Raw genomic sequence first — 13618 nt, forward strand, 5'->3', positions numbered from 1 at the left:
GTCACCGGCCGGCGCCGGTCCCGCTCAGCCCTCGCCGGTGAGGGCGGCGACGAGGTCGGCGGCCGTACGGCACCGGTCGAGCAGATCGCCCACATGCGCCTTGGTGCCGCGCAGCGGCTCCAGGGTCGGCACGCGCTGCAGCGACTCGCGGCCCGGGATGTCGAAGATGACCGAGTCCCAGGAGGCGGCGGCGACCGACTCGCTGTACTGCCGCAGGCACCGGCCGCGGAAGTAGGCCCGGGTGTCGGTGGGCGGCATCTCGACCGCCCGCTCGACGTCCTCGTCGGTCACCAGGCGCTGCATGCGGCCCCTGGCGACCAGCCGGTTGTACAGGCCGCGGTCGGGGCGGATGTCGGTGTACTGCAGGTCGACCAGTTGCAGCCGCGGATGCGACCACGGCAGGTTGTCGCGGGTGCGGTAGCCCTCCAGGATCTCCAGCTTGGCGACCCAGTCGAGCTCCCGCGACAACTGCATCGGGTCCTCCGCGAGCCGGGTGAGCACCGACTCCCAGCGGTTGAGCACGTCCTTGGTGAGGTCGTCCACGCCCGAGCCGAAGCGGTCCTCGACGTACTTGCGGGCCTGCTCCAGGTATTCCATCTGCAGCTGCACGGCGGTCATCTTCCGTCCGTTGCGCAGCGCGATCTCGTACTTGCAGGTCGGGTCGTGGGAGACCGCGCGCAGCGCCGCGACCGGCGACTCGGGGGTCAGGTCGATGGTGAGGAACCCCTCCTCGATCATCGCCAGGACCAGCGCCGTCGTGCCCAGCTTCAAATATGTCGAAATTTCCGACATGTTGGCGTCGCCGATGATCACGTGCAGTCGCCGGTACTTCTCCGGGTCGGCGTGCGGCTCGTCCCGGGTGTTGATGATCGGCCGCTTGAGCGTGGTCTCCAGCCCGACCTCGACCTCGAAGAAGTCGGCCCGCTGGCTGATCTGGAAACCCTCGCCGCGCGAGTCCTGGCCGATGCCGACCTTGCCCGCGCCGCACACGACCTGCCGCGACACGAAGAACGGCGTCAGATGCCTGACGATGTCGGCGAACGGCGTCGCGCGGCGCATGAGGTAGTTCTCGTGGCAGCCGTACGACGCGCCCTTGGCGTCGGTGTTGTTCTTGTACAGCTGGATGGGGGCGTTGCCGGGCACGGAGGACGCCCGCACGGCGGCGTCGTACATCACCCGCTCGCCGGCCTTGTCCCAGATCACCGCGGCCCGGGGGTTGGTGCACTCGGGTGTGGAGTACTCCGGGTGGGCGTGGTCGACGTAGAGGCGCGCGCCGTTGGTGAGGATCACGTTGGCGAGCCCGAGGTCCTCGTCGGTGAGCTGGCTCTGGTCGGCCACCTCACGGGCCAGGTCGAACCCTCGGGCATCGCGGAGCGGGTTCTCCTCCTCGAAGTCCCACCGGGCCCGGCGAGCCCGGGCGGCCGACGCCGCCAGGTACGCGTTGACGACCTGTGAGGAGGTCACCATCGCGTTCGCTCCCGGTTGACCGGGCACGGCGATGCCGTACTCGGTCTCGATGCCCATCACCCGCCGAACCGTCATTCGCACCCCGCCTGCTTCAGGCCGTCGTAGTCATATCCGAGCCTAGCCCTTTCTCTATGCCCTGCTACCGAACAGTTACGGCACAGATGCCTCGGGACTTTGCGCCGGAATGGCCGTCGCAGTCCGGGAGGTACCCCCGCGACCCCGGGGACGGGACCTCCGTGAACGGTCGAGCAGGGCCCCCAGCCTGGCACGGAGCCAGCGCTGACCGGGCTTGTCCACCATACGGTAGATCAGATACGCGAGCCCGATCGAGACCGCCATCGTGATCGCGACCAGCGGCCACGGGTCGATCACGTCCCGGTACGCGGGGATGACGACGGCCGAGACCGTCTGATGCACGAGATAGAGGGGATACGTGAGTGCCCCGAGGGTGACGAGGCGACGCCAGCGCACCCACCGCAGCCAGCCGAGGGCGACCGCGGCCATCAGGAGGTAGACGATCGTGATCGCGACGACGACGCCCTCAGGGGGCGCCGGGTAGTGCTTGATGCCGACCAGGCGCACCCGCTCCCCCACGCGCTCCATGGCCGCGTACAGGGACATTCCGTAGCCCGCGGCCACGAGCAGCCACGGGATGAAGGCCCCGGAACGCGCCCCGAAGCGGTGGATCAGGAAGAAGGCCATGCCCGCGATGAAGTACGGCGCCTGCCGCGGCATGAAGACGAAGGCCAGCGTCTCGTTCTGGGTGAACTCGGCCAGCAGCGCCAGGCCGGACCAGGCCGCCAGGAACACCAGGCAGCGCCGCAGCGTGATCCCCACGAGGGAGAACAGCGCCATGAGGACGTAGAACCGCAGCTCCACCCAGAGGGACCAGAAGACGCCGCCGGCGTGGCCGACGCCGAAGGCCCCCTGGAACATGGTCAGGTTGAGCAGGTACTCGCCGTCGCTGAGCTTGGGGTCGAACCCGGCGACCCCGCTGAACCGGTACATGATGAAGATCATGATCACGGCGAACCAGTACGCCGGGTACAACCGCGACACCCGGGAGACGGCGAACTCGCCGACCGTGTGCCCCCAGACGCTCATCAGGATGACGAACCCGCTGATGAGGAAGAACAGCTCGACGCCGAGGATGCCCAGCGTGGTCAGCCGGGCGACCGGCTCGAACAGCTTGGTCGGGTACTCGTCCCACAGCGATTTGCTGGCCGCCATGAAGTGGAAGGCCATGACGGCGAAGGCGGCCACGAAGCGCAGGACGTCGAGCTCGACAAGGCGGCGGCTCCTGATGGCCGGGGCGGCGCCCCGCGCGGGGACCGCACTCGGCGCGGCGGGGGCCGGATCGGACTGGCGCAGGGGCTGTCTCACAGGCTGTCCCACAGCGGTCACCCGCGCGAGCCAAGGAAGATCATGCCCTCTTTGACGTGATCACTCCGGGTTTCGGTTCCCTCAGATCACGATCGTCACGAAAGGTCGCTTTTGCCCCATCTGCTGCGACTCTGTCCGCGTACCGGCGCCGGAAAGGGCCCGGAAAGCCGGAGGAGCGGCGCGACCCGGGGTCGCGCCGCTCCTCGATGGCACCGGTCCGGCCGGAGCCGGGGTGTTACAGGTACTGGCCGGTGTTGGCGACCGTGTCGATCGACCGCCCGGCCTCGGTGCCCTGCTTGCCCTGCACGAGGGTGCGGATGTAGACGATCCGCTCGCCCTTCTTGCCGGAGATGCGGGCCCAGTCGTCGGGGTTGGTGGTGTTGGGCAGGTCCTCGTTCTCGGAGAACTCGTCCACGCAGGCGGCCAGCAGGTGCGAGATCCGCAGGCCCTTCTGCCCGGTGTCGAGGAACTCCTTGATGGCCATCTTCTTGCCCCGGTCCACGATGTTCTGAATCATGGCGCCGGAGTTGAAGTCCTTGAAGTAGAGGACTTCCTTGTCGCCGTTGGCGTAGGTCACCTCGAGGAAGCGGTTCTCCTCGCTCTCGGCGTACATCCGCTCGACGACCCGCTGGATCATCGCGGCGATCGTGCCCTCACGGCTGGAGCCGTGCTCGGTCAGGTCGTCCGGGTGCAGCGGCAGGTCGCTGACGATGTACTTCGAGAAGATGTCCTTGGCCGCCTCGGCGTCGGGCCGCTCGATCTTGATCTTGACGTCCAGGCGGCCGGGCCGCAGGATCGCCGGGTCGATCATGTCCTCGCGGTTGGAGGCGCCGATGACGATGACGTTCTCCAGGCCCTCGACACCGTCGATCTCCGAAAGGAGCTGGGGGACGATGGTGTTCTCGACGTCGGAGGACACACCGGAGCCGCGGGTGCGGAAGATCGAGTCCATCTCGTCGAAGAACACGATCACCGGGGTGCCCTCGGACGCCTTCTCACGCGCCCGCTGGAAGACCAGGCGGATGTGCCGCTCGGTCTCACCGACGTACTTGTTGAGAAGCTCGGGGCCCTTGATGTTGAGGAAGAAGCTCTTGCCGGACTGGCCGGTCTTCTCCGCGACCTGCTTGGCCAGGGAGTTGGCCACCGCCTTGGCGATGAGCGTCTTGCCGCAGCCGGGCGGGCCGTACAGCAGCACGCCCTTCGGCGGCCGGAGCTTGTGCTCGCGGAACAGGTCGGCGTGCAGGTAGGGCAGCTCGATGGCGTCCCTGATCTGCTCGATCTGCCGGCCGAGACCGCCGATCTCCTCGTAGGAGATGTCGGGGACCTCCTCGAGGACGAGCTCCTCCACCTCCGACTTGGGGATGCGTTCGTAGACGTAGTTGGAACGGGGTTCGAGCAGGAGGGAGTCGCCGGCCCGCAGCGGCTGGTCCAGCAGCGAGTGGGCGAGCTTGACGACCCGCTCCTCGTCGGCGTGCGAGATGACGAGCGCGCGGTCGCCGCTCTCCAGCAACTCCTTGAGCATCACGATCTCGCCGACGTCCTCGTAGCCGAGGGCCTCGACGACGTTGAGCGCCTCGTTCAGCATGACCTCCTGGCCACGCTTGAGCGAGTCGACGTCGACCGCCGGACTGACGTTCACCCGGAGCTTGCGCCCGCCCGTGAACACCTCGATCGTGCCGTCGTCCCTGGCCTCGAGGAAAACGCCGAATCCGGACGGCGGCTGTGCCAGCCGGTCGACCTCCTCCTTGAGGGCGACGATCTGGTCCCTGGCCTCCTTGAGGGTGGCGACCAAACGCTCGTTCTGGCTAGTGAGGGCGGCCACCTGTGCCTGCGCCTCGTGGAGACGCTCCTCGATGACCCTGGCCTGCCGGGGAGACTCGGCCAGCTTCCGGCGCAACGCGGTGATCTCCTCTTGCAGGAAGGAGACCTGTGTTGTGAGATCCGCGACCTCCCGTTCGCGCTGCGCGGCTCGAGCCTCAGCGTCGTCGCGAGCTGCCACGCCCCGTCACCTCCTTCCCCGTCGAGAACGACTACTCAAGACCCTACCTATCTTGGCGCTGTACGTAACCTGGCCGGGCAGTGTTCGTGTAGTTACGTTGGGTGTTCGGCGTTTGATACCTTATGGACCGATTGTTCGGTTCACCATTAGGAACACACCCATATGTTCCCGTGTCACGCGGCTTTGCCGGGTTGTGGCTGAATCGTCACACTTGTTCGATCCCCTCTCCATACGCCCCCTTGGCCGGACGCCTGCGCCGCGGCGGGGGCGTGACACCGTCCGCCATGCGACGGGCCATGACGAGGAATCCCGTGTGGCCGACCATCCGGTGGTCGGGCCGTACGGCGAGACCTTCGACATGCCAGTCGCGAACCAGGGTCTCCCACGCGTGAGGCTCGGTGAAACTCCCGTGCTCCCGCAGGGTTTCCACCGTTCTGGACATCTGGGTCGTTGTCGCAACATAGCAGCAAATAACTCCCCCAGGGGTAAGGGACTTCGCCGCCGCGTCAACGCACTCCCAAGGCGCGAGCATGTCGAGGATGACGCGGTCCACGTCCGCCTCGTCGAGCGCGTCGACGAAGTCACCGACCACCAGGCGCCACTGCCCCATCGGGCCGCCGAAGAACTTCTCCACGTTCTTGGTGGCCACCTCGGCGAAGTCCGCGCGCCGCTCGTAGGAGGTGACCTTCCCCTCCTGGCCGACCGCGCGCAACAGGAAGCAGGTGAGCGCGCCGGACCCCACGCCGGCCTCGACCACCCGGGCGCCGGGGAAGATGTCGGCCATGGCGACGATCTGGGCCGCGTCCTTCGGGTAGACCACCGCGGCGCCGCGCGGCATCGACACCGCGTAGTCGGCGAGCAGGTGCCGGAACGCCAGGTAGGCCGTGCCGCCGGAGGACCGCACCACGGACCCCTCGGGCTGTCCGATCAGGTCGTCGTGCGGAATCGACCCCTTGTGCGTGTGGAAGACGCCGCCCTCTTTCAGCGTCACCGTGTGCCGCTTGTTCTTGGGGTCGGTGAGCTGGACCTGATCTCCGGCCCGGAACGGGCCGTGCCTGCGAAAACCCATGCCGAAAAGGCTAGTGCCGCGACCGACGAGATTTGCCCGGCGGAGCGGTGTCCAGAGTGGTGCATCGCAAGGCGGAGGAGGAGCCGATGACAGCGTCATCGGCGACGACGACAACGAAGCGAGGTGCCGCTCTGGGCGACGCGACGGGGCGAAGATCGGAGGGAGGGGCACCGGTGCCGCGACCGACGAGATTTGCCCGGCGGAGCGGTGTCCAGAGTGGTGCATCGCAAGGCGGAGGAGGAGCGGGGGCGGCCGGGAAAACACCTGGCCGATGCGGTGTCACTGCTGGTAACAATGGGACATGTTGCCCCAAGAGGCGATCCCCGCCGGGCCGGCCGTTCTGCGCCTGCCGGTCGAGGGGGACGCCGACCAGATCGCCCGAGCCTGTGCCGACCCCGAGATCGCGCGGTTCATCCCCTTCGTTCCCTCGCCGTACACGCGTGACGACGCGCTGGCGTGGATCACGAAGGTCGTCCCCGGCACCTGGGAGAACGGCGGCGCCGACTTCCTCATCGCCGACGCCGCCACGGACCAGGTGCTCGGCACCGCCGGGCTCAAGCCGCCCGACCGGTTCGGCGCGACGGAGGTGGGCTACTGGCTGGCGCCGTGGGCGCGCGGGCGCGGCGTCGTCACGGCCGCCGTGCGGGCGCTCGCCGAGCAGGCCTTCGCCCGGGGCATCCCCCGGATCGGGCTGCTCGCCGACGTGGAGAACGTCGCGAGCCAGCAGGTCGCCCTCCGGTGCGGCTTCGCCCCGGAGGGCGTGCTGCGCGGGGCCGGCGTTCCCCGGGGCGACACGCCCGGCGACATCGCCGTGTTCGGGCGGCTGAGCACCGACCCCGGCGACCCGATCGCGCCCTTCCTGCCGTTCTTCCCCGGAGGGTTCCCCGGCGGCTCGCTCACCGACGGCGTCGTCCGGCTCACGCCGCTGACCACCGCCGACGCCGCTGACTATTTCGCGCTGGCGTCGGTGCCCGACGTGATGGACTCGCACGTGCCGCCCGGACGGCCGGAGTACGCGGACAGCGAGGTCGTCTGCCGGTACGCGGGGCACCGGTGGCTGACCGGCCAGCGGGCGGACATCGCGATCAGGGACGCGGCGACCGGCGAGTTCGCCGGGGACATCCAGCTCACCGGCGTCGTCCCGGATCTCGGCCAGGCGATGCTCGGCTACAGTCTGCACCCCGCCCATCGCGGGCGCGGCCTGGTGACCCGGGCGGCGAACCTGCTGGTCGATTGGGCGTTCACGCACACGCCGCTGCGCCGGATCATCGCGGGGACCACGCCGGACAACGTCCTGTCGCACCGGGTGCTCGAACGGGCGGGATTCACCCGGGAGCACCTCGTCGAGGGGCTGCTGCCCGGCCCCGGAGGCACCCGCCGTGACGACGTCCAGTGGGCCAGGACACGCCCCTGAGCGGAACGGACCTCCCGCGCTCGGGCGCCGCCCGGAACCCGGCGCCCGAGCGCGGGGCCGTCCGCGGCGCGGCACGCCCGACGGGCGTCCCGGCCACGCCGGTGCCGGCCGGTCCCTCAGCCGGCTCCGTACGCGGCCCTCAGCTTGGCGAAGGCGGCGTCGGTGCCCTGGAGGGCCCGGTCGATCTCCTCGTCGGTGTGCGCGGCCGACAGAAACCAGTTGTGCCAGGGATGGAGGTAGACCCCCTCCTCCAGGCAGGCTCCGGCCCAGGCGATGCCCTTCTCCAGGGTGTCGTCGCCCTCGAAGGACAGCCACGGCACCTGCACCGGGCCGGTCTGGCGGACCACGAAGCCGTGCGCGGCCGCCTGGGCGGCGAGCCCCTCGCGCAGCCGGGTCCCGGCGCGGTGCATGAGCGCGACGCCGTCGGTCTCGCGCAGGATCTCGATCGTCGCCTTGGCGGCGGCCATGGCCGTGGCCGAGAACCAGAAGGAGCCGGTCGAATACAGCGTCTGGGCCGCCCCGCGCAGGGCGTCGGTCCCGGTGAGCGCCGCGATGGGGAAGCCGTTGGCCATCGCCTTGCTCCAGGCCGTCAGGTCGGGGCGCACGCCGAGCGGCTCCCACGAGCCGCGCAGGTCAAGCCGCCACCCGGCGCGTACGTCGTCGATGACCAGCGCGGCGCCGATCCGGTCGGCCAGCGCCCGCACGCCCCGGGCGAACTCCGCGTCGGCGTCCTCCTGGTCCTCGAACGAGTCGTGCTTGAACGGGGTGACCAGGATGGCGGCGACGTCGCCGTCCGCCTGGGCCGCGGCGGCCTCGGCGCTGGCGAGGTCGTTGTAGGTGAACTCGATGGTGTCCGCCCGCTGGTTGGGGGTGACCCCCGACAGGCCGGGCGTGCACCAGGGGTCGGCGCCGTGGTAGGCGCCGTGGGCGACCAGCGCCTTGGTCCTGCCCGTCGCCGCCCTGGCCACCATCAGGGCCTGGGTGGTGGCGTCGGTGCCGTTCTTGGAGAACATGGCCCAGTCGGCGGAGGGGATGAGGTCCACCAGCAGCTCGGCGAGCTCCACCATGACCGGGCCTGGGCCGTTCAGGCAGTCGCCCTCCGCCTGCTGCGCCGCGGCGGCCGCCTCCACCCGCGGGTTGCGGTGGCCGACGATCATCGGTCCCCAGCTGCACATCAGGTCGACGTACTCACGGCCGTCGGCGTCCCACTGCCTGGCGCCCTCGGCGCGGACGAAGAACTGGGGGTAGCGGTCCCCGTGCAGGGCCGCGTTGAGGTGGCCGTACATGCCACCGGGGATGACCTTCGCGGCACGGGCCCGCAGGGAGGCGTCGAGGGACATGGGCGGCACTCCTGAGATCGGGGGAATCGGGGAGGTGGGGAGCCGGGGATCAGGCGTCCGGGCCGGGGTCGCCGGGGACGAAGCCGTCCAGCCCGGCGTCGGAGCCGAGCCCGCCCGCGACCCGGGCGGCGACGGCCGTGCCGAGGCGGGCGGCGCCGAGGACGTCCCGGCCGCGCAGCAGTCCCGCGGCGAATCCGGCGCAGTACGCGTCGCCGCAGCCCGTGGTGTCGACCACCGGCACGTCCAGGGCGGGCACACGGGTGAGTCCGGCTGCGGTGGCCACGAGGCTGCCGGCGGCCCCCAGGGTGACGATCACGCCCTTCGGGCCCTCGGCGAGCAGCGCGGTCGCGGCCTCCTCCGGCGTCGGCGCCCCGCTGAGCATGAGCGCCTGCTCCTCGTTCGGCAGGAGGTAGTCGACGTGGGGCAGGAACGCGCGGACGCCGGGCATGAGGTCGGGCATGTTCGACAGCAGGTCCAGCGTGACGGCCGTGCCGCCCTCGCGGGCCTTGTCGAGCAGCGCGAAGAAGGCGGGGTCGTGCAGACCCCACGTGACGTCCATGCCGCCGAGGTGCACCACCTTCGCGCCGGCGAGCCGGTCCGCGTCGAGGTCGGCGGTCGCCAGGCCCAGGTTGGCCCCGGGCACGTGGAACGACGGCCGTCCGCCGTCGGGGCGGATGGGCAGGATCGAGGCGGCCGTCTGCTCCCCCGCCCTGCGCACCACGCCGCTCACGTCGACGCCGTGCCGCGCCATGATCATCAGGAGGAAGTCGCCGAGCTCGTCGTCGCCGACGGCGCCCATCGAGGCGACCGGCACGCCGATCTTCGCCAGGGTCACGGCCGTGCCCGCGGCCGCGCCGGCGGCGGTGATGCGGATCTGCTCGAGCAGGTGGGTGTCCTGACCGGCCGGGATGGACTCGACCGGGCGGGCCAGGACGTCGACGATATGCACGCCGACCGTCACTACCGTCATGAGCGGATAATAGACGGGCGCCCGACTAAAATGTCAACCGAGGTGGTGGACCATGCCGAAGATCGTCAATCACGAGGAGCGCAGGGGTGAGGTCGTCGCGGCGGCCCGCCGGATCATCCTGCGCGACGGCATCGAGGCCGCGACCACGCGTGCCATCGCCAAGGAGGCCGGCTACTCCAACGGGGTGCTCACGCACTACTTCGCCGACAAGGACGAGATCCTGCTGTCGGCCCTGGAGGCGTCCCACCGCCGGATCGCCGACCGGCTGCGGGAGAAGCTGTCGGGCCGCACCGGCCTGGCGGCGCTGCGCGAACTGCTGCTCGACAACGTGCCCCTCGACGACGAGCGGGCCGGGGAGACCGGGCTGGAGGTCGGCTTCTGGGGCCGCAGCCTGACGAGCCCCGCGCTGCTTGAGGTCCAGCGGCGGGAGGCCGCCGAGCTCCGCTATCTGGTGACGAGCCTGCTCAGGTGTGCCGCCGAGGCCGGGGAGATCCGTACGGACGAGGACCTGGAGGACGTGGCGGAACGGCTGCTGGCGCTCGTGGACGGGCTGAGCGTGCACCGGCTGCTGTATCCCGCGCATGTGACAGGCGAGCGGCTGGAACGGCTGATCCTGAGCGAGATCGACCGGCTACGCCCCTGATCCGGCCGCCGGGAGCCGGTGGCCCCGGCGGCCTCGGGATCGTCAGGCGTTGCGGTGGGCCTCGTACCGCATCGTGCGCGAGACGCCGACACGCACGGTCGTGCCGGGCAGGATCGGCACCGGCTCGTTCGGCGGGATGTCGTAGAAGTTGGGGTCGCCGGGCGGCTGGATCTGGGTGCCGTTCACCGAGCCCAGGTCGAGCAGGTTGACGTCCCAGTTCTCCAGGAAGACCCGCAGGTGGCGGCGCGACACCGAGCCGTCGGGGCTGGTGACCCTGGCCGGCCTGGCCTCGCCCGACTGCACCTCGGGCGCGCGCTCGGGGTCGCGGCCCAGCAGGTAGTCGGCCTCCAGCGGCAGCGCCATGCCGTCGTCGAGCAGCAGCACGCCGAGCAGCGGCCGGGGACCCTTGTACGGCACCACCGCCCGCTGGTCGATGGGGATGCCGCAGACCGCGCAGTAGGACGCGCGCGGGTCGTTGAAGTGGTCGTTCTTGCAGTCGACGCCGTAGACCATCGGCCGTTGCTCCGGCTCGGGCGCCGCGTCCATCTGGGTCGCCTCGCCCGGCTCCTCGTCGGCGGGTCCGTGCGGCACCGGCTCGAACGGCCCGCTCGGCGGCCCGTCCGGCCCGCCGAAGTCATGCGGCCCGCCCAGGTCGTGCGGCGGGTTGAGGTCGTGCGGCGGGTTCAGGTCATACGGGGCGTTCAGGTCGTGCGGGGCGCCGCGGTCCTCCGCGGGCTCGGGCAGCGAGGGCATCGGCTGCGGTCCCGAGTGGTGCGGCGGATTGGGGTCGGAGCGGGCGGGCGGCAGCGGCGGCAGCGGCTGGGAGACGTGGGACGGCGGCTGGACGGGCGGCGGCGCGAGCGGCTGGGACGATCCCGGGGACGGCGCCCCCTGCTCGGCCGACGGCCCGCCACCGGGCATGGGACCGGACGGGAACGGCGACACGGGCGGCGGCGGCACGGGCGACGGCACCACGGGCCCGCGCGGAGCGATCGGCTCCGGAGCACCGATGGGCGGGGGCTGCACGCCCTGCTGCTGCGGCTGGGGCGGGCGCGGGGGCAGCGGCGGGAAGGCGAGGTCGCCGTGCCGGGTGAGGTCGCACTCCAGCCCGGCCCCGGTGACCACACCGCCGTCCAGCCTGGCGTACGGGCTCGAAGGACCCGCTCCGGGCAGGCGCAGCTCGACCCTGGACACCGGGCCGTTGACGAGACGGTCGGTCCAGGTCAGCGCGTCGTGCCCAGCGAGGCGGACCTCGCCGTCGGGGCCGCCCGACACGGTCGCGTACGCGGCCCCGCTGACCAGCACGGCCACGCCGCCCCCGGCCGGCCCGGCGACCGCGCAGGCCACCGGCTCACCGCCGATCGACCTGTCCATGGCGCGCGCGAGAACCTGGGCCACCCTCCGGGCCAGCGCCCGGCCGTCCCCGCCCGTCGTGGCGGTCTCGCTCAGCGCGCTCAGCAGGTCGTCGACCGGCTGGTCGCCGCCGGTGGCGCACACGAGCAGCAAACCGTTCAGATGGGCGACCACGCCCTCCCCCGGCAGCGGGCGGACCACCCCCACGCCCTGTTCCGTCACAGAAGTTCTCCCTCCGGAAACGCCACCGGATGACCGGCACCATCGCCGGCACGCCATGTGCCGGATCGATCACCCCAGAAAGTAGCAAAAAAGAGTGGTGAACCGGCCTGCGGGAGCCCTCGGCGGGCGCCCGGACGGCGTCCGGCCCCGGTCTCGATCAGCACCCTAGTCCCCGGCGGCGCCGCGCTCACACGCCGCTGAACATGCGGTTGACGTCGGCCGTGGCGAGCACTCCGTAGATTTCGCCGCCCCGCTCGACGAGCAGGTACTCCGGCGCGGGGGTGTCCCGCATGGCGTCCAGCAGGGACTCCCCCTCCAGGTCGGCGCCGAGCACCAGCGAGGGCTCCAGGGCGCGTGACAGGGCGCCGACGTTCACCCACGGCCTGCGCTGCTCGGGAGTGGCGTTGACCGCCGCCTCGTTGACGATGCCGACCGGCCGCCCGTCGTGGTCGACCACCACCATGGCCCCCGCCCCCGCCTCCTGCGCCCGGCGCAGGCCCTCCGACAGCGGCACCTCGGCGGTGACCGGGATCGCCCGGCGGGCCAGCACCCGGGCCCGCAACTGCGGCAGCCGGGCCCGTACGCGGGCCACGCGCAGCGACTGGGAGGCCCCGAGCCAGATGAACGACGCCAGCACCACCGTCCAGAGCATGCTCCCGATCCCGGGCTCCTGCCCGGCCATCAGGTTCATGAGGAGCGGCACCACGACCACCGCGACCGCGACGCCGCGGCCGACCCACGCGGCCGCCATCGTGCCCGTGCCCGCGTCACGCCTGATCTTCCACACGGCCGCCCGCAGCATCCGCCCGCCGTCGAGCGGCAGGCCGGGCAGCAGGTTGAACAGCCCGACGATCAGGTTGGACAGCCACAGCTGCCACACGAGCACCTGCGCCAGGCCGCCCGGCGGCACGACGAACGCCTCCGCCAGGGCCCCGATCCCGGCCAGCCCCAGCGACAGCAGCGGCCCGGCGAAGGCCACGTTGAACTCCCTGCCCGCCGTCTCCGGCTCGCGCTCGATCTCCGAGACGCCGCCGAGCATGTAGAGGGTGATCCGGCGCACCGGCAGGCCGTAGTGCTTGGCCACCACGCAGTGCGCCAGCTCGTGCAGCAGGACGGAGACGTACAGCAGGACCGCGAAGGCCAGCGCGACGGCGTACGCGGCGGCCTCGCTGTAGCCCGGCAGCCTGTCGGCGAACTGGGGCTGGAAGCTGATCGTGATGAACGCCGCCACGATGAGCCAGGTGGGTGAGACGTAAACCGGGATGCCGAACGGCCGTCCCATCCGCAGTCCGGTGGACTCCTTGACCGGTGTGCTCATGTGGCCGCCTTCCCCTCCCACGCCCCTCGATGCTACGCGCCACGGCGTGAGATCAGCCTAAGAGCTCGCCCGCCCGTTGCGTACCGTGTGATCGTCCCGGTGCGCGGGCCGGGCCGGCGGACCGGCGGACCGGCGCGCCTGCGGGCGGGGTGCCGCCCGCCGATCGGGAGCGGCTCTTCGAGCGGTTCTTCAGGTCGGAGAAGTCGCTCCGAGTCGATCCTCACGGCGCCGGGCTCGGTCTGGCGATCTGCCGGGAGATGGCCTCGGCGCACGGCGGCACCATACACATCGAGGACTCCGCCGCCGGCGGCGCGCGCTTCGTGGTCCGGCTGCCCGCCATCGATCCGGTGAGGCGTGATGTGCCGGTGCTCGCCGCCGCGGGGGCGGGCTCGGCCTGAGCCCGCCACGGCGCGCATGGAGGGGGACGGGAGCGTTCTGTC

Annotated in this window: 11 protein-coding genes; 3 read left to right on the forward strand and 8 right to left on the reverse strand. The window is 71.3% G+C overall.

The features are described from left to right. Positions 1-24 precede the first annotated feature (24 nt). The 4 genes from dop to FLW16_RS07975 form a co-directional block, all read right to left on the reverse strand. Positions 25-1542, reverse strand: coding sequence for a depupylase/deamidase Dop (gene dop, locus FLW16_RS07960; protein ID WP_142559540.1), 1518 nt, complete (start codon positions 1540-1542; stop codon positions 25-27). 75 nt (positions 1543-1617) lie between these two features. After that, entirely contained in the window at positions 1618-2850 is a 1233-nt protein-coding gene (locus FLW16_RS07965) for an acyltransferase (RefSeq protein WP_260615004.1), read from the reverse strand. A gap of 235 nt (positions 2851-3085) precedes the next feature. Next, a complete protein-coding gene (gene arc / locus FLW16_RS07970; protein WP_142559187.1) occupies positions 3086-4849 on the reverse strand; it encodes a proteasome ATPase in 1764 nt (587 codons plus the stop codon). A gap of 205 nt (positions 4850-5054) precedes the next feature. Further along, on the reverse strand, positions 5055-5918 hold the full coding sequence (locus FLW16_RS07975) for a tRNA (adenine-N1)-methyltransferase (protein ID WP_139572988.1): 864 nt from the start codon (positions 5916-5918) through the stop codon (positions 5055-5057). A 301-nt stretch (positions 5919-6219) separates the two neighbouring features. Here FLW16_RS07975 and FLW16_RS07980 point away from each other — a divergent pair, with 301 nt between their 5' ends. Further along, positions 6220-7332 carry a GNAT family N-acetyltransferase gene (locus FLW16_RS07980; RefSeq protein WP_142559189.1) on the forward strand — a complete coding sequence of 371 codons (1113 nt, stop codon included), beginning with the start codon at positions 6220-6222 and terminating at the stop codon, positions 7330-7332. Positions 7333-7448: 116 nt separating this feature from the next. Here FLW16_RS07980 and FLW16_RS07985 read toward each other — a convergent pair whose 3' ends face one another. Together FLW16_RS07985 and FLW16_RS07990 are read right to left on the reverse strand one after the other, a co-directional pair. Next, positions 7449-8672 (reverse strand): aminotransferase class III-fold pyridoxal phosphate-dependent enzyme, encoded by a 1224-nt coding sequence (locus tag FLW16_RS07985; protein ID WP_142559191.1) that lies wholly within the window; start codon positions 8670-8672, stop codon positions 7449-7451. A 49-nt stretch (positions 8673-8721) separates the two neighbouring features. After that, complete coding sequence (locus FLW16_RS07990; protein ID WP_142559193.1) at positions 8722-9642, reverse strand: carbohydrate kinase family protein; 921 nt, start codon at positions 9640-9642, stop codon at positions 8722-8724. Positions 9643-9694: 52 nt separating this feature from the next. On the opposite strand from FLW16_RS07990, the gene FLW16_RS07995 reads away from it, so the two are divergent. Beyond that, on the forward strand, positions 9695-10285 hold the full coding sequence (locus FLW16_RS07995; RefSeq protein ID WP_142559194.1) for a TetR/AcrR family transcriptional regulator: 591 nt from the start codon (positions 9695-9697) through the stop codon (positions 10283-10285). Between the two features lie 42 nt (positions 10286-10327). Here the strand turns inward: FLW16_RS07995 and FLW16_RS08000 are convergent, their stop codons facing one another. Further along, positions 10328-11860: an FHA domain-containing protein gene (locus FLW16_RS08000; protein WP_142559196.1), complete on the reverse strand. Its 1533-nt coding sequence runs from the start codon at positions 11858-11860 to the stop codon at positions 10328-10330. A 187-nt stretch (positions 11861-12047) separates the two neighbouring features. Next, on the reverse strand, positions 12048-13178 hold the full coding sequence (locus FLW16_RS08005) for a site-2 protease family protein (RefSeq protein ID WP_142559198.1): 1131 nt from the start codon (positions 13176-13178) through the stop codon (positions 12048-12050). Positions 13179-13327: 149 nt separating this feature from the next. Here FLW16_RS08005 and FLW16_RS08010 point away from each other — a divergent pair, with 149 nt between their 5' ends. After that, entirely contained in the window at positions 13328-13576 is a 249-nt protein-coding gene (locus tag FLW16_RS08010; protein ID WP_142559200.1) for a sensor histidine kinase KdpD, read from the forward strand. The last annotated feature ends 42 nt before the right edge of the window (positions 13577-13618 follow it).

Origin of the sequence: Microbispora sp. KK1-11 (assembly GCF_006874435.1) — a bacterium.
Classification (GTDB): Bacteria; Actinomycetota; Actinomycetes; order Streptosporangiales; family Streptosporangiaceae; genus Microbispora; species Microbispora catharanthi.